10 protein-coding genes are annotated in these 17,836 nt (G+C 47.6%); 1 reads left to right on the top strand and 9 read right to left on the bottom strand.

All coding sequences use genetic code 11. The annotated features are described in order from the left end of the window. The 8 genes from KGY70_07995 to KGY70_07960 all read right to left on the bottom strand — a co-directional run. A partial coding sequence (locus tag KGY70_07995) for an Ig-like domain-containing protein (GenBank protein MBS3775112.1) occupies positions 1-1,163 on the bottom strand: 1,163 nt, incomplete at its 3' end. 23 nt (positions 1,164-1,186) lie between these two features. Further along, positions 1,187-2,905 (bottom strand): family 43 glycosylhydrolase, encoded by a 1,719-nt coding sequence (locus tag KGY70_07990; GenBank protein MBS3775111.1) that lies wholly within the window; start codon positions 2,903-2,905, stop codon positions 1,187-1,189. A 156-nt stretch (positions 2,906-3,061) separates the two neighbouring features. Beyond that, on the bottom strand, positions 3,062-5,224 hold the full coding sequence (locus KGY70_07985) for a hypothetical protein (protein MBS3775110.1): 2,163 nt from the start codon (positions 5,222-5,224) through the stop codon (positions 3,062-3,064). Positions 5,225-5,256: 32 nt separating this feature from the next. Continuing rightward, positions 5,257-6,606: a DUF3131 domain-containing protein gene (locus KGY70_07980; GenBank protein ID MBS3775109.1), complete on the bottom strand. Its 1,350-nt coding sequence runs from the start codon at positions 6,604-6,606 to the stop codon at positions 5,257-5,259. A gap of 267 nt (positions 6,607-6,873) precedes the next feature. Next, the gene (locus KGY70_07975) at positions 6,874-7,953 is read right to left on the bottom strand and encodes a hypothetical protein (protein ID MBS3775108.1); all 1,080 of its coding nucleotides are present in this window, start codon (positions 7,951-7,953) and stop codon (positions 6,874-6,876) included. 28 nt (positions 7,954-7,981) lie between these two features. Further along, complete coding sequence (locus tag KGY70_07970; GenBank protein MBS3775107.1) at positions 7,982-9,514, bottom strand: RagB/SusD family nutrient uptake outer membrane protein; 1,533 nt, start codon at positions 9,512-9,514, stop codon at positions 7,982-7,984. Positions 9,515-9,531: 17 nt separating this feature from the next. Continuing rightward, positions 9,532-12,639, bottom strand: coding sequence for a TonB-dependent receptor (locus tag KGY70_07965; GenBank protein ID MBS3775106.1), 3,108 nt, complete (start codon positions 12,637-12,639; stop codon positions 9,532-9,534). 371 nt (positions 12,640-13,010) lie between these two features. Further along, positions 13,011-15,863, bottom strand: coding sequence for a hypothetical protein (locus tag KGY70_07960; GenBank protein MBS3775105.1), 2,853 nt, complete (start codon positions 15,861-15,863; stop codon positions 13,011-13,013). A gap of 490 nt (positions 15,864-16,353) precedes the next feature. Here KGY70_07960 and KGY70_07955 point away from each other — a divergent pair, with 490 nt between their 5' ends. Next, the gene (locus tag KGY70_07955) at positions 16,354-17,061 is read left to right on the top strand and encodes a sulfite exporter TauE/SafE family protein (protein MBS3775104.1); all 708 of its coding nucleotides are present in this window, start codon (positions 16,354-16,356) and stop codon (positions 17,059-17,061) included. Here KGY70_07955 and KGY70_07950 read toward each other — a convergent pair. Further along, a partial coding sequence (locus KGY70_07950; protein MBS3775103.1) for a gamma-glutamyltransferase occupies positions 17,058-17,836 on the bottom strand: 779 nt, incomplete at its 5' end. The genes KGY70_07955 and KGY70_07950 overlap by 4 nt on opposite strands.

Here is a 17,836-nt window from a genome sequence, read left to right as displayed (position 1 = left end):
AAAGCGGTCTCCACCAGGTCGCCCCCATTATCCTTTTCGCTGAAAGGTACTACTTCACCGGTAGAACCGTTCATCCAGTGGGGCCAGGCTCCATGGAAGCGCAGGTTATCATCCTCCAAAAAGCTGAGGATTTTCTCCATACGTTCCATACCCTCTGTTCGGGTTATAAAACCCCGCTCGATCCCAACGATGATTGACATGATACCAAAACCCGAACCGCCCGAAGTGACAGTATTGTTGGAGGTATTTCTTTCCCGGGCCAGTCCGCAGTCGGGATGAGCATGATCCCAGAAATATTTGAAGGTTTGCTCCTGTATTTGGGTTAACAACTCTTCATCAGGTATCCTGGGAAATTTATCGGTGCTGTCCAGCCGGGTGTAGAAGCTGTTCTGGAAACCATCAAAGTCAAATCCGCCGGCGGACCTTAAGCCCCTATCGAGCTGGAAGGTATATTCGAGGTAATAATCCAGGGGTTCTTCATTTTCAACCACCAGGGTACTGTCTCCATCCCGGTAGCCGATGGTAAGCGGAATTTCCTCTCCCTCATGGGAAAGGCTTATTTGCTGATCGATTCCTTCTTTCTCCACCTGGGCATTGAAGGTGGCAACAAACCGGGTCTGAAAATCAATGTTCTTGATGCGGTATTGCAGGCTAAAATCTTTTTCATTCAGTTTTATGGATTGAATCTTCAAGGTGCCGTTTTCGGTTTTAAACCGGTATTCCGCCCCGGGAAAGGTTTCGCCTTCTTCTCCCTTGAGCCCCTCCTTAATGTTTAATCGATACTGCGTGTTGTAATCCAGCTTCTTTTCGGGAGCAGCAGAAATGGATTTTCTGTCCTGGAAAATGAAAAAGTCCAGGTCCAATTTCTCTGAGTTGGGTCCGTACAGCTCAATATTGTTCTGAAGGGTTGAGGTATCCACAGCCCCGCTAAAATTCAATACCAGGGGTTTGTCCACCGGAGCGTTTTCAGTTAGGGAAGAAGCAGAAAGGCTGATTTTGCCGACTCTCGCTGAAGTGATTTCAAGCTTTGTGTCGGTTTCCGGGGCATTATCTTCCTTCTTCTCGCATGAAAGAAACAGCAGCACCAGCGGTATAAGCAGCAACCGATGGACCGGATTCATCTTCAAGACGGCATGTATTTTTATAACACGGTTTATCTTCATGATCGATCTTTACGCATCATGTGTTATTCGACTTTGACTGCCTGGGATCTTTCCGAGACCCCGTTTTCATTAAAGGCTTCCACTTTAAAGTAATAGGATTGATCCACATTCAGAGACCTAAGATTCAGGTGGTCTTTATCGTAAACCATCCAGGAGTGATATAGCTTATCGGGTGCGATGCCCCATAGCACATTGTATCCCTGGGCGTTTTCCTGTGGTTCCCATTGTATGAGAGCGTCCCGGCGATCCTGGCGGCGGGTAACCTGCAGGTTTTTGACCTGCCCGGGTGGATTGCCCTGCCCGAGGCCAAAGATCCGGATATCGGAGATGGCCAGGTTTCGGTTGGGAACATGGATGTTTTTATACCTTATATATCGGACGGTTTTAGGTTGGGTCAATTCGACATAGTCGTTGGGTGTGTCTTCGTAACTGTCGCTTTTGTCAACCAATGTCACCCAGTTCTTGCCATCTGTGGATCCTTCGATGACATATCTATGGAAGAGGCCGGGTACCCTTCCATAGAGATTGGGCTTGTAGTCGTGGTAGTTAACCTGAGTGGCATAGACCTTAGCCGGTTCTTCCAGGTCAACTTCCACCCATTGCCGATCGTTGTTTTCTTTTGCCAGCCAGAAAGACTTGACGTTTTCATCCACAATGTTTTCTGGTGTGTGGCTTTTATTTGACGAGGATGCTTCAACGGGTTTGTTGTAGGAGAGGAGCATCCATCCGGTGAATTTTCCTGCCTTATCGGGTACCATGGGTGCATAGCGGGGATAATCGCCGAAGTAGGTGTTGGTGTGCATCAGCCCGTCTTCATCGAAATGAGTGCGATACATCACGATGCGTCTCTCCCAGTTGATATTTACTGAAAGGGCCATGGTACCGAAATGCCAGTGATTGCCTAGCGGACCGGTTACGGTACTGCCATGTCCTGCTCCATTGGCGAATCCTCCGGGTTTATAGGATACCGGGTTATTCGGAGCATACTCATAAGGCCCTAGAGGGGAATCGCTCATATAGACCCCATCCCCGTAAACATTGAACTCCGTTCCCGGAGCTGCATATTGCATGTAGTATTTGTCGTTGTGCTTAGTAAGCCAGGGGCCTTCAATATATCCCCGCACGCTGTCGGAATGGTTTTCCCCGAAGCGTTCCCATCCGTGTTTTTGGGCATTGAGGTTAAAAAGTTCCACGATGCTGTCGGAAGGCCGGAAGCGGTGTGACATATCCAGCTTCTTCCCGCGGATGGGCCATTTGTTGGAGGAGCCCCAGAAGATATAGGCCTGACGGTCTTCGTCGATAAACAGGGCGGGATCCTGAAGGTTGTGCAGGATGGAGGGGGTGGCCTGCCATTCTCCCGAGGCAGGATCATCGGTATAGAGCACACTCATGGAGCCGGACGGGTTGCCTGCCAGGTATAGCAATGAATCCTTATAATTGAAGGCGGCAGGTGCATTGGAGCCCTGGAAATACCACTGTTCAGGTTGTATAAAATCCCAGTGCAGCAGATCCTTCGAATGCCAGTACCCCATGGACCGGGTGACGAACATATAATATTCATTTCTGAATTCTACTACTGCAGGGTCGGCGCCGGAACGGTAGGAGATATCCTTGTGGGCGTCATAGATCATATAGGTGTAATCGATGTCGAGGGGGTTACAAAAGGTCTTTTGCTGGGCCAAAGATGATCCTGCTATCAGCAGGAATCCTGTGATGATTAAGAATGTATTCAGGTATTTCATATGATTATCTTATTATTTATTATGGCCATATGGAACTTACCATGACAAAATAATCATCTCCTTTTGTGATATTAATGATTATTTTGTCATGGACGTTTCATTTGCTTGTTTTTTATTAAGATTTCTTCGTATATCTACGATTGACATTGCTTTTGATTATTGGGGATTTTCAGCTTCGATCCTCTTCAATCCCTTTTGAATTTCATCATTGCTCATAAACAATTTCCATATCAAGCCGGAGCGGTAGTTTTCGATCATAGCCACGATGGGCGCCTGGTTCAATCCCATATAAATCTGTGAGCGCCAGCTTTTATCCAGGTTAAAGGCATCCCGGAATCCATAGGCACCCCACAGAAATTTGCCATAGTTGCGGTAATAATTTTTGAGTGCTTCCATGGATTTGTCGGGTGTGTAGGGGAAGGAGGCCAGGGCCCCGGTAGGGGTAATTTTGCCGGGATCGCCTTCAGGTTTGGGTTCATCAGCCGAATAATTCCACGGACCGTCGCTGGCGGTAAGCCCCCAGCAATCAGGACCATAGCCCTGGTGGCTTTCGGGGTTTTCTGTGCAATATCGGTGATTGATCCGGGCTATGTTGCGGTTGTTTTCAAAATAATTGGTATAAGCATCTTCCACTTGGTGGGGGTTCAATCCCATAAAGGAATAATGCGTGAAAAATAAGGGCCCTCCAGTTGAAACACCCACTTTGAGGGGGATGCCATAATACACATTTTCATTGGTGTAATGTGCTCCTTCTTTTGTATTCCCCCAGGCTGCTCTGTATTGCCGGGCTTCCTTTGTTTGGCCTGCCCAACCTGTATAGTACATCCCGGCCGGTATATTGTGGGTAGGTGAAGAGATACCCAACACATAGGTGATCATCGTTTCATTCCAGCCAATCAGTTTGTGGTTGATCACCCATTCTTGATCGGGCGACCAATGCCAGTAAAGGAACTTGCTGGTGTCTGTTTTGCGGTACCAATCCCACTCAATGCCTTCCCATATCTGTGTGATCCTTTGCCGGATCTGCTTCTCCTGTTCATTGTTTTTGTCGAACCAGGCTCTGGCTGCCAGCAATCCTTGGGTAAGGAAAGCTGTCTCTACCAGGTCGCCTCCGTTGTCCTTTTGTCCGAAGAAGGGGACCACTTCACCTGTTTTTCCATCTATAAAATGCGGAAAAGCGCCATGGAACTTTTCAGCTTGCATGAGAAATTGGGTGATCTTGTCAAAACGGTCTGCCGCCTGCTGGCGGGTGATGAAGCCTCTCTCGGCACCGGCCAGCAGGGCCATCATGCCGAATCCAGACGCCCCACTGGCGATCATGTGAGGTCTGCCAGGTATGCATTCCAGGGCCAGTCCGCTGTTGGGTTCAGCGCCCTCCCAGTAATACCGGAAATGGGCTTTTTGGATCATATCCAACAGCGCCTGATCATCCATGGGATGCGTTTTTGCACGAAGGGGCTCAGAAAGGGACGATTCATGATAGGATTGGTCCAGCAGGCTGATTTTGTAATACCAGGTGCGGGAAGTGGTATCTGTATAATCGGTATACCTGGAGATACGGGGGGATTGAATGCCCACGGGTCGGAAATTTTTACCGTCACCGGAGCGATAGATTTTCACATACTTCACCCGGGGATCGGAGATGTCTTCCCAGTCAATATCCACATGTTTTTCATAGCCTGTTAAGGAGGCAATTACAGGCGGGCTTTCAATGGGAGGATGGGTTTGATTTGGCAGGAGCTCCACCTGATCAATGAACATTTGGTGTTCCTTGCCATCCTCTGATTGCTGCTGAAATGCCATAACATTGGCCTGCTTCATCTTTTCTGCAACCAGATTAAAACTTGTTAGTGGAATTCTTACTGTTAACCATTGACCGGAGTGATAGTTTTTAATAAAGTTATCCAGAGGGAGAAAAGCCTGAAGTCCTTTGTCCCGGTTACCTATTGCCACGGCCGGAAGCTCGCGGGACTGGGTTGAAGACTGAACATACAACCGGAATACCAGTTGGTTAGCTGAAGTAAAGGCATCTACTCCCCGCAGGGAACGGTACCATATTTCTGTTTTCCATTGGCCACCGGAGCCAGAAACATATTTCAATTCCAGGGAATTGGGTGGTGTAAAAAACTGCTGCCCGTTGACAGGAAGTTTGTTCTGAAGGTTTTTAACCCAGCTGGGATTCTCATATGTTGCGGAACTATAGAAATAATTCCCGCTCATCGGGCTGTTGGCAAAAAACACCTTGTCATAAGGTTTTTCCTGGGCGATCATCCCTATGGTTAAGATAAATAATGATATAAGGAGCAGCAGTTTTTTCATCATCTTGCAGATATACTGATGATTAATAAGGTTTACTCTATTTTCGAGCTATTGAATCCCAGTTTTTTTAACCCTTTTTGTACATCCGGGTTGGACATGAACAGATCCCAGAGCATTCCACTTCTGTGGTTTTCGATCATCACGGGGATGGGCCCCTGGTCGATGGCCAGGTAACGGGGGGTATGCCAGTTGTGTTGATGGCTGTAGGCGTCATATGGACCATATTTTCCGATCAGGCTATCGGCCTGGGTGTAGAGATATTTCAGGAACTGCATGGATTTTTCCGGGGTATAGGGGAAGGACGATAGGGCAGCTGTAGGTGATATCACGCCTTTATCCGCATCTCCGGGGCGGTGGGCGGAGTAGCCGTTGACCGAATAGCTGGAGGTAAATCCCCATTGGTCTTTTCCATACCCTTCGTATCCTTTTGGATTGTCCAGGGCATAGCGATAATGGATCAGGGCATGATTCCGGTTCAGTTTCCAGTAATCGGCATATTGATCTGTAAGGCCTTTGGGATTCAATCCCAGGTAGGAATAGTGTGCCCAGAAAAGGGGGCCTACCGGGTCATCGATACCTTGGTAATGGTCGAGCACGGTATGCAGATCATAATAAATCGTGTCATTTGTAATATCTCCGTCACGGGCCCAACCCTTCTCATAGACATCTTTTTCAATGGGATGGGTGGGGGAAGAAGCAGCCAGAATATACATGATCAGGCATTCGTTGTACCCTTTCACCGGAAAGTCTTTCTCCCATGCATAGTTGGGCGACCAGTGCCAGTAGAGGACATCTTCTCCTCCTTTGGTGTACCAGTCCCATTCCACCTCTTTCCAAAGTTCATGGATGTCGGCAGCCAGTTGCTGCTCTTGCTGGTTGCCATCTTTAAAGTATTCGGCCACGGTGAGCAGACCCTGCATCAGGAAGGCTGTCTCCACCAGGTCGCCTCCGTCGTCCTTTTGTCCGAACGATTTTACATTTCCTGTTTCACCGTTTAACCAATGGGGCCAGGCACCATGGAAGCGATCGGCATTTTCGAGAAATGTTAGAACTTTTTGGTATCTCTCCAGGGCCTCTTCCCGGGTGATAAAACCCCGTTCCACACCCACAAGAATGGCCATCAATCCGAAACCTGAGCCGCCTGTAGTGACAATATCCTGATCATTCTGGGGGTATATCCCATCCATGTGTATTCTTTCCCTGGCCAGGCCGGAATTGGGTTCGGCACCCTCCCAGAAATAATTGAAGGTTTGCTTCTGAACCCGGGTCATCAATTCTTCTTCTGAAATATCTGTGCTATTGGAACCATTTGGGTCTTGCTTTTTGGTAGTGCATTGGATCAGGATCAGCGCCAATGGCAGTATGATTGCTATCTTCTTCATATTTATGGATGTCAGTTTGATTTTACTTTTAAAGGGCTGAGGGGGCATTTGATTTTTTTATTTGCGCAGACTTTCTCCACAAACCTTGGTGATTGGTGCACCAGTGGTAACCTTTTCAAGGTTGTATCATCGATAAGGTATAAAACAGGCATAGTCCGGATTTCAACATATTGTACAGTAAGACAGGGTGTTTTCCGACTATGCCTGTTTTATCAATCTGCTCAGGAAATAGGAAGTGGAAGCCCCTTTTTGCAGGGGCTTCCTGTTTTATTTTTTTGTTTCATCCATGATGGTTTGGATTTCCTCCTGGCTGAGGGCTTTGTTGTATATGCGCAGTTCGTCATACAAGCTGCCCACATCTGACAGGTGGTTCCATCCGATGAATCTGGGTGCACCCGAACCAATTGAGAGGATGTCGCATCCTTCCCATCCAATGGGCCCGGGGAAATCGCCTTCCACTTCCACGTTACCATCGAAATAGACAGCGGCTTGATCCGATGAGATGGTCACGGCTACATGAACCCAGCCCGCATCACTGCTAAGGGAAGGTCCGCCGAACCAACTGTCGCTATCACCATTGCCCACGTTGAGCGTGACATTTTGATTGGTTTCGTCCCCTTCGCGGAACAACCTGAATCCATTGGTGCGGTCGTTGTCGCCTGGAGGCCCAATGACCAGGATTCCAGCGCGGGTTTTCGAGGTGTTCATATTGTACCAGAAAGTGGCGCTGAATTCATCTGTCGTCAGTGCATCACCAGCGGCGAAGGTAGCCGTGGGGAAGGTGACGTACGAATCGGGAGCCGGGGCGTAGGCCTGATTGGTTTTTCCTTCTGCAAAGCCTGGACTACCTTCTTCCGTGGCATTGGTGATGCTTACCAGTTCCATGAAGCTTGCATCAAAGGGCATGTAGAAGATCTCTCCGTCGTACTGTGTTTCATAGGGGGCGATCTTTTCAAAATCTACCGACTTTGATGTGGATTTACCGCTCATGTCCGTGGCGGTGAGGGTTAAAGTATGTTCCCCGTTGGTTACCTGATCATAGGTAACGGTTTCCACTACCCGGCGGTAATCCTTGAATTCCGTCAATTCGGCAATCTGTGAACCATTAAGCTCAATGACGATGGACTGAATTTCAATGTCATCGCGCACCTCAAACTTGATGTCAATGGAGGTAATATCCTCTTTTACCCGGATGGCGGTACCATCAGTGGGGTAGTTGAGATTAACTACAGGAGGTTCTTCATCGGGACCCGGTTCAACCTTGCTGATCGGGTCGATGCCTCGGTCGCAGGCAACTATAACCAGGGCCATAGTCGCCATAAGTAATATATTTCTAAATATTTTCATGTCCATTTTCTTTTTAATTGCTTAGACTTTATTCATTTCGCAGTTGAGGGAGCAGATCCTGCTGGTTCAATGGATAAGGCAGGAATGTTTTATCCTCGGTGAAAGCTGCTTCACCTTCATGATAATTCAACTCCTCATATCTTTCCAGCCGGACCATGTCGTAGAACCGGATGCCCATTTCAGTGGCCATCTCAGCGAATTTTTCATCCATGACCTGATCGAGGGTTACATTCGAGAGGTCGTCCAAGCCGGCTCTGTTCCTAACCAGGTTGACGGCATCGTCGGCAGATATGGAAGAGCTGGTAGCTCCCTGCACCAGGGCCTCGGCATGCATGAGCAGTACCTCGGCGTAGCGGATGATCTGGTAATTTTTGTTGTTTCCGTATCCGGTACGCCCTGGTGTCAGTTGGGTAGAGGGTAAGTAATACTTACCGCTGAAGAAGTTGGCCCGGGGGCCATTCTCAATGATATCGCCCGAAGGTGTTTCATTGGAGATCCAATCCGGCAGGGGCCCGTACTCATTTTCCAGTTCATCAATTCCATCGGGGGTGAACAGGACGGTGGTTTGCAGACGTTCCTGCTCACCTCGCTCGAGCATGAACTGGATATATTCCAGGGTGGGTTCCCAGAAGCCCCAGCCGCTGCTGGCTCCGGAAACGGCGGGGGTCCAGTTCTGTGGTCCGTAAAAGGCAAACAGGTGGCTGCGCTGTTCCCCTGAGCCGGATCCGAAATCGGAATATTGCAATTCGAGCAGGTTCTCATCGTTCAACTTGCCCTCGAGCTTGAAGAGCTGATAGAAATCCTCATGCAGGCTGAATAATCCGGAGCTGATGATTGGGGAGGTGGCATCGGCCACGCCCTGGTAATCTTCCAGTTCCAGGTCGGCCTGGGCTTTGATGGCCAGGGCAGTATATTGAGTTACCCCACCTGTGATCTCATCCCGTTGGTTGGGATGGGCATCCGGCAGATCAGCTACGGCCTGTTCCATTTGGTCGGAGATGTATTGCATCACTTCCTCCTTGGGAGAAAGCTCCGCATTAAACAAGCCTGAAGGATCGGATGCTTCAGTGATGAAGATCTTTCCCCATACACGGGAGAGTTGAAAGAGATACCAGGCCCGCAGCACTTTTGTCTCTGCAATGTATTGATCGGCCAGGGCTTTATTATCGGCGTGTTTCTTATATTTCTCGATTTCTTCAATGGTTGAATTCGCGGTGAACACGCCCCGGTAGAATCCCTGCCAGACCGAGTTGTACATCCAGTAGTTCTCATCATAATTGAACTTGTCGGTATTGCCGAAGGGTTGCTGATCGCCCTGGGCACCTTTGTTTACGTCATCGCCTCTTACCGAGATCAGGGGTAGTTTTTCCCACCCCATACCGTAAAACTCGGCATACATGCCGATAAGAGGAGAGATCATATTATCTGTTTGGGTATAATCTGTTTCCTCGGCTACAATGGTGTTTTCCAGTGGTTCATTCAACTTCTCCTCGCAGCCTGAACCAATCAGAAGCAAGCCGATGAAAACAAACAGCGTTATGGAATATTTACTGATTTTCATAGTTGTATCTTTTTGCATTAAAATTTAACGTTGACGCCAATGTTATATACAGCGGGAGTCGGATACATGAAGTCGTCAATCCCGTTTGACACCTCATTGGAAAAACCGTTGTAATCGGAGATGGTTAGCAGCCTTTCCGCAGTAGCGTAGATCCTGGTTTCAGGCATTTGCACGCCCATCAGGGTTTGGTCTTTGATGGTATAGGATAGTTGCACGTTGCGAATCCTGAAGTAAGAGCCATCTTCCACAAAGTAATCGCTCATTTTTTGGTTCCATCCTCTACGCAGTCCGGAAGCTGAGGGATATTTGTTGGTGCTTCCTTCGCCGTCCCACAGGTTGGTGGCCAGTTCGGCGTCTTTGTTCAGGTCGGCGGTCCAGATGATCTCTCCGCGCTTGCGGTTGAGGATCTTGTTGCCCATCTTGCCCATGAAGTCGGCCGAGAGGCTCAGATTCTTATAGCTGACCTGGAGGTTGAAACCATATTTGAAGTCGGGGAAATAGCTTCCCAGCACCACGCGGTCTTCCGCATCAATCGCCTCATCGCCGTTTTGATCGACATATTTGAAATCACCGGGTACCAAACCATTGTTTTGTGCAATCGGATCGTTTTGTATCTCGGTTTGATTTTGATAGACACCGGCTACTTCCCAACCGTAAAATGCCAACAGGGGTTCACCCGGTATGCTGCGCTGGCGGAATTCGGCGGAGCCACCGTTCAGATACGGCTGACCAAAGAGGTTCAGCACTTCATTGTTTAGGGTCGATAGGTTGCCACCTACCCGGTAACTCCAGTTATCATTGATGTTATCGCTCCAGTTCATGGAGAGTTCCACACCCTGGTTTCGAATCTCACCCTGGTTCTTCAGGGTGCTGCCTCCCAGCAGGGGACGCTGAACGTCGATGGCTGCATTCTTGGTGTCGCGGATGAAATAGTCGAAATCTATATCCATCCGGTTATCGAACAGGGTGGCTGTAACTCCTACATCAAATTCTTCTACCAGCTCCCATTCGAGTACAGAGTAGGTACTGGTCCTTTGGGTTCCGGAAACCAGAGATCCGTCAATGGCGGTGTTTACCACATTGGTGGTGGCTGTTCCGGCCGAGGGACGTATTTTATCGTTACCTAGTTGTCCCCAGCTGGCCCGGAGCTTCAGGAAATTGATGGGATCTACATTTTGCATGAAATCTTCCTGGGAAATAGACCAGCCAACACCGAGACTTGGGAAATAGCCCCATTTTTCCTGGTATTTCTGAGTGCCGTCAGCACGCATGGTACCGTAAATGTAGTATTTGTTTTGGTAATTATACTGAACCCTTCCGAAATAGGAAAGCCCGTATAATCTGCTACCACCATCTCCAACGGCATCTTCGTTGATCTCATCTGCTTTGTCCAGGTACCAAGCATTGCGCTGTTCCTCTGGAAAATTTAGTCCGCCGGCAGCCAGTCTTTGAAAGGATTCATCCCTGAATGAGCTACCCAGCATGACCCTCAAGTTGTGATTGTCGAAGCTGTTGTCGTAGGTCAAGGTGTTGTCCCAGATCTTATCAGAAATGACGTTGGTATACTTATTCAGGGTGGAATTTTCCCGCTGCATGTTTTCGGTGACATAGTAGGATAGACCTACATTCTCTCCCTGAAATGAGGAATAGGTATAGTTGTATGTTGTTTTAAAGGTCAGCTGTTCGGGTATGATCTCCACCTCGGCATAGAAATTGGCCAGCATCTTGCGGGTCAGGATCTGGTTTTCGTTAAACTCAGTTGCTGCCAGGGGATTTTGACCGCCCCGGTAGCCCAGCATGTCTGCAGCCCCCAGTTGCAGAGGTTCTGCATCCTCGTTTTGGTTGTCATAGGCTGGGAAGATGGGTACGGCATGATAAGCTCTTCTCCAGGCCGAATTTGCCGGCGCATATCGTTGGGCATCACTGAACATCACATTACCGCCAATGGTCAACCAGTCCTTGGCCTGGTGATCCACCTTGGAACGCAGGTTGAAGCGCTGGTAGTTGTTTTTCATATCCAGGATCCCCTTCTGGGTGAAGTAGCTGGTACCGATGGAATAAGAGGACTTTTCGGTGCCGCCCGAGATGGTGAGCGAATGGTTCTGCATGGGGCCGGGCCGCAGGATCTCATCGTACCAGTCGGTGTTTACATCAGGTACGTTTGGATTCTTCCGGCTTCTGCCGTAACGCTGCATGGCATTTAATATATACAGGGAATCGGCTGCGGAACCCGAAGCCATGGCCATCTTAGTATACTGCTCGGCATTGGCCATTTTCAGGACATCCTGGGCAACCTGCACTCCGTAATAGCCGTCATAGGTGATCTGGGTTTCGCGGTCGAATTCACCCGATTTGGTTTCAATCACAATTACACCGTTGGCGGCTCTTACACCATAAATGGCAGCTGCAGAAGCACTTTTAAGTACCGACATCGACTCGATCTCCGAAGTATTCAAAAAATCGATGTTGTCATAAAATGCTCCGTCTACTACATATAAGGGGCTTTCGTTTCCCCGACCCGGATAGGAACCGATACCGCGAACACGAACCGTCGGTGAGGTTCCGGGTGCACCGGAGCTGACAATTTCCACACCGGATACCTTTCCCTGCAGGGATTGCAAGGCATCTGCCGATGGGGTTTTATCTATATCCTCCGAATTGACAGTAGAAATGGAGGAAGTCAGGTCCTTCCTTTTGGCCGAACCATATCCGATGGCTACCACTTCTTCCAGTTGCATGGAGGACTGTTCCAGGGTAACATTGATTTCCCGGCGACCATTAACCGGAATGGTTTGGCTTTCATAGCCTACAAAGGAATATACCAGGGTGGCATCCTCGGGGGCTTCGATTGTATAGTTACCATCCATATCAGTAGTGGTTCCCCTGGTGGTGCCCTGGATTACAATGTTCACCCCGGGCAGCGGGTTGCCTGTTTCGGCTTCAGTTACTGTACCGGTAACTTCAATCTGTTGCTGCTGAAGATCCTGACCGATTAGATCAGAATCATTGTTTCCTTCAGCAACTGGATCGGCTGATGCCAGTTGCGGTAAGGAAATGATAAATCCCAATGATAAGAATACCAGCAACAACCATCTCTTTGAGTTATTATAAAGCTTTCTTTTCATACTTTTGGATGCTTTTTAGTTATAAATGGGCTTTTTTTAGTGAATTAGATGTGGAAATGCGGGTACATTTCCAGTTTCTTTTGAGAGATTGGGTTTAAGATAGTGAATTAGGGTTAGGTTTTCATGGGCAGACTCCTTTCTTTTTTTTGATGAACATTATTAAGGGATTCATTCATACTGGTATTAATACAAGTTAAGGAAAAACTTATATACATTTCAAGAATTTATGCTATACATAATTACTACACAGGCACAAAATGTAAATTTCGTGCCACAACAATACTACAACATGTCTGGTTGGATATGTATTAATCCTCTGTTAAAGAATGCATTATGAATATAAAAATCATTAAAATCCGGCGAGGAGTTATCTAGAAATTCAGCAAGAATTCCACGAGGTTTTCTTCTGTATCCAGGTTGAGTCTTTTTCGCAACCTGTATCTTCTTACCTCTAAACTGCGTGTGCTGATATTAAGCAGCGGTGCAATTTCTTTTGAGGATAGATTGAGCCGCAGGTAGGCGCATAATTTCAGATCTCCCTGTGTGAGATCGGGATATTGGTTTTTCAGGCGTTTCAGGAAATTTTCATGGGCCTGGTCGAAGTGCATTTCAAATTGCTTCCAGTCTTCTTCGGAGGATATTCCTTTGTCTATGAGTTGAAGCAGTTTGCGGTAATAATAATTGGGAAAACGGGGGCCCAACTCTTTTTTTTGTCTCTGAACCTCTTCTTTCAGGTTGGTAAGGTGTTCGTTTTTCCGAAGGATGGTCATGGTATAACTGGCGAGCTGATGGCTTTTATGGGATACCTCAGCCTGTAGCTTTTCATTTCTGAGCCGCATATATTTTTGTTGTTCCAGCATTTTTTCCCTTCTTCTCTTGCTTCTTTCCTGCTGTTCAATTTCAGCCTTATGTGTTTTCAAGCGGTGGATAAATATTCTTCTCAAGAAAAAAGCCAACAATAAGAACAGTGTGCCATAGAAGGCCCAAGCTATGGTTGAGGCATAGAAGGGAGGTTTTATGGTGAAAGGGTAGCGGGTAACGGGACTTTTTATCCCTTGCGGACTGATCGTTTGAACCATAAACGTATATGATCCTGCCGGAAGCCTTGTAAATTGTGCTTTAGAGTTTTTGCTCCATGGCGTCCATTCACCTCTCATGCCTTCGAGTTTGTAACGGAACTCAGGATACAAAGAGGGGGTACGACAGGAAAAGGTAAACCTCAGGCTGCGGAGGGAATAATCCAACTCGAGGTGATGGCCGGGTGGACTCACCGGCAAAAAATGGGATTCATTGGTTTTTGAAAAGGCAACGACTCTTCTAATGGATACTTTGCTCGAGATCCTTTCCCGATCCGTCCTTTTTTCATTTAGAATAGCAAAGCCTTTGTCCAAACAGATCAGGTGCAGGCTGTCTTTTAGTTGTGTAATACGGGGATGATTGGAACTCAGGTATAGCCCCAAACGGGAGAAGTCGTAAAAGAATTCCCTGTTGGCTTCCTCTTCTGAGATATGATAGAGTGCTGCTTTGCCGTTGCGGAGAAACCAGTAATGGTTGTCGCGTGATTTAAAAACCTGGCGGGATTTTTCAAATCCTTGCAGTCTACCCTCGAATTTATTATAGGGTATGATGCTGTCGTTCAGATCGTCGTAGGTATAAAGGGAAGATCCGGAGGTAAAGATGATCCGGTTGTTAATTTTAGTCATGCGAATGTACCTTTCTTTAGGCAGTCCTTTGTCTTTTCCGTAATATTCAACATGCTTAAGCGAATCCAGTTCCTGGTTTATTTTCAGCTTAAAAAGCCCTTTTTGGGTATGGGTGCCCCAAATATTTCCTACATGGTCTGTTTCAATGTCGGAGATGGGTTCCAGAAATCCATCCAGGCTGCGCAGGTATTCCCAGCCGTTTTGACCATATTTATATAAAGCCAATTCGCTGTAGGTGCTTTGTAAGAGGTATTCTTCATTTTCCCTGGTGATGGGCAACAGATCAAAGCCTCCATTTATATCGGAGATTTTTTCGATTCCCGTGTCGGTGATGCGTAAGGTGCCATTGGTATGACCACAGAGTATTTCACGATGTATTTTCCTCAGATCCCATACCTGGCCTTGTGTGCCTGAGATCAGGCGGGGGTTGATGAAGCCTCCCGCTTTGTTGTAGTCATATTGGAATAGGCCCTGGTTGGTGCCTAAATAGAGGGTTTGATTGTCGAGCAAGGCATCAAAGGGCGAGCCGATGCTTCGGGAAGGGTAGGTATAAAAGTCCAGGGGGCTTTTCAGGTTGATATAAACCAGTCCGCGGTCCTGCCCGGACCACAAATTACCGGTTTGATCCCTGGATAAAGAGAGAATGGTGTTATTGCTAAGGAAGTTACCTGTGTGGAGGTGTTCTTGTAAGGTTCCTTCTTCGTTGAGGATGAAGATGCCCTTGACCAATGTTCCAATGACTTTAAGATTTCCCAGGGACAGACCGACATTCACTTCTGCTTCCCGGATGCGTTCTGCTGCCGGAAAGTTCCAGCGGTTAAAATTTTTTCCATCATATATATACAGCCCGCCAGCAGAAGCACCCACCAGAAACCGGTTTTCTCCAAAAGGCAGGATCAGTTTGATCTCATCCCGGGCCAGGATCTCACTGCCTTCAATAAAATGAAATTTGTTGTTTTTGATCTCGTAAAGACCCTGGTTTACCATATGGATGAAGAGCCTCTCCCGGGCTTTCATCAATAGAACCACATTGTTCTCAGGGTGGAGTACCTTCACATTTTTTCCATCGTAGGTATAAAGGGTTGAAAAGGATTGGAAATAAACTTTACCCTGATGGGGGATGATCCTCCATATTTCGTCGTTGTGTATGTAATCTCTGTCTATGGTATCGCTCAGACTGTAATAGGTCATCCGTCCGCGATTATCTTTTTTCCAGTATCCAAATTCTTCATAACAACCCACATAAATCATACTGTCGCCCACTGTTTCTACCGAGCGTACCACCATGCCTTCGGGCATTTCAAAAAGGTCCCAGTTGGATCCGTCGTAAGTGATTAATCCTTTGTTGTTCCCAATGTATGTTACCCCTTTGTTATCGGTATCTATGGACCAGTTTTGATTGTCCACCCGGAATTGTTCCGGCTCATGATTGATTACATATGGCCGGCCTTTATATTGGCTGTAGAGTTTATGGGCCGTAAGGGCTAGCAGCAGAATCAAAATAAAGCCTATGGATCTCATGGATCAAGAATCTGAAAATCGGTACAAAAGTAGTGTAAAATATAAACATTTCTGCAAATCTCAAAATCGACCTATTTGTCTTTGGTCTCATGTTCCATAACGTTACACATTAAATGTTGAGTCCCCTCTGAAAATTCTGTTTGGTTAAATTTCATGAATTTTTATTTTTTAAAAGTCTTCAATTCAGCGTGTTTTAAAATCATAATAGACTCAAATTTTTGGAAGACCCGGGCCTTTGATGGTTTTAACATGCTGTTAAAAAGGTGTTTTAGCAAAAATATAATCCATGGTCTTTATCAAGCATACTTTTTGTAGTTGAACTCAAACATCAACCATCAAACCTTCAACCTTTTAATTTGGGATGTAAAAAACAAATATTGTTATATATTCGTAGCCGTTGATGGATGTGAATGGTTTGACAGTGATGACGCATAATTTGGTGGAGATCTTCCAGTCGTTTGATTTGAATGTCCTGGAGTGGGGGCTCATTATGCTCAGTGGCATCTTGGTGGGTGCGGCCAAGACCGGATTATCGGGAGCGGCATTTATTGTGGTACCGATGATGGTGGTGATCTTTGGGGGGAAACCCTCTACCGGGATGTTGCTTCCCATGCTGATCATGGGGGATATTTTAGCGGTATCCTACTACAACCGTCATGCCGATTGGAGGTATGTGTTCAAGCCCATTCCGTGGGCCATTGCTGGGGTAGTCATTGGTGTGCTTGTGGGTAATAAGGTATCCGGGGATGTCTTCACCACCTTGATTGCTGCTACTATCATCATGGGATTGATAGTGATGGTGTGGCAGGATAGGCGGAAAAAACAGGTCACCGTGCCGGATTACTGGTGGTTTTCGGCGATCATCGGGATGATCGGCGGTTTCTCTACCATGATCGGCAATTCGGCCGGGCCCATCATGTCCATTTACCTGCTTACCATGTACCTGCCAAAGAACACTTTCATCGGGACCAAGGCCTGGTTTTTTATGATCATCAACCTGGCCAAGGTCCCGTTTCATATTTTCTCCTGGCATACGATCGACCTGAGAACGGTTGCGCTGGATCTTACTGTTTTTCCTGCCATCGCGCTGGGAGCGTTCATTGGTGTCAAAGTGGTCCGGCTTATACCGGAAAAGGGCTACCGGCTTTTGGTGATCGCCACTACAGTGGTTGCCTGTGGGGTGATGCTTTCCCGCTAATATCCGATGGCTTCGCCGTCTTTTCTGGACTCAGAAGCACCGTAATAGACCCCTTCTACCGGATCGTACATGATGGCCTGATAGCCCCCAAAGCCTCCTACGGTGGGTTCAATGTCGTGCCCCATTTGCATGAGTTCGCGGATCGTTTGATACCCGTATCCTGATTCCAGGTGGACCACACCGCCGTCTTGCATTTTGCCTCCAGTGGGTTGGGAGCTGCCTCCGTGCCTTATACGGGGTGCATCGCCGGCTTCCTGGATGTTCATGCCGAAATCCACTACGTTCATCACGATCTGGGCATGGCCCTGGGGTTGCATGGATCCGCCCATCACGCCGAAGCCCATGAAAGGTTTTCCATCTTTGGTGATGAAAGCGGGTATGATCGTGTGGAAGGGTCTTTTTTCGGGTTCATAGACATTGTTGTGGCCCTTTTCCAGGGAAAAAAGCTCGCCGCGGTCCTGAAGCACGAAGCCCAGCTTGGCGGGTGTCATGCCGGATCCCATACCCCGGTAGTTGCTTTGTATCAGCGAGACCATGTTGCCCTGGTTGTCCGCCACGGTCAGGTAGATGGTGTTGCCTTGTTCCAGATCGCCTGCAGGATAGCTGCGGGCGGCACGGTTGGGATCGATCATTTCACGCCGCTTTTTAGCATATTCCTTGGAGATGAGCTTATCGATGGGTATATCAGCGAAATCGGGGTCGGCGTAAAACTTCGCCCGGTCCTCGAAAGCCAGCTTCTTGGCTTCCACGAAGGTGTGGATGTGTTCTTTGCTTC

The organism is Bacteroidales bacterium (genome assembly GCA_018334875.1).
Lineage (GTDB): Bacteria > Bacteroidota > Bacteroidia > Bacteroidales > UBA12077 > JAGXLC01.
The sequence above is the reverse complement of the archived record's forward strand: the minus strand, read 5'-3'. Positions and strand labels throughout refer to the sequence as shown.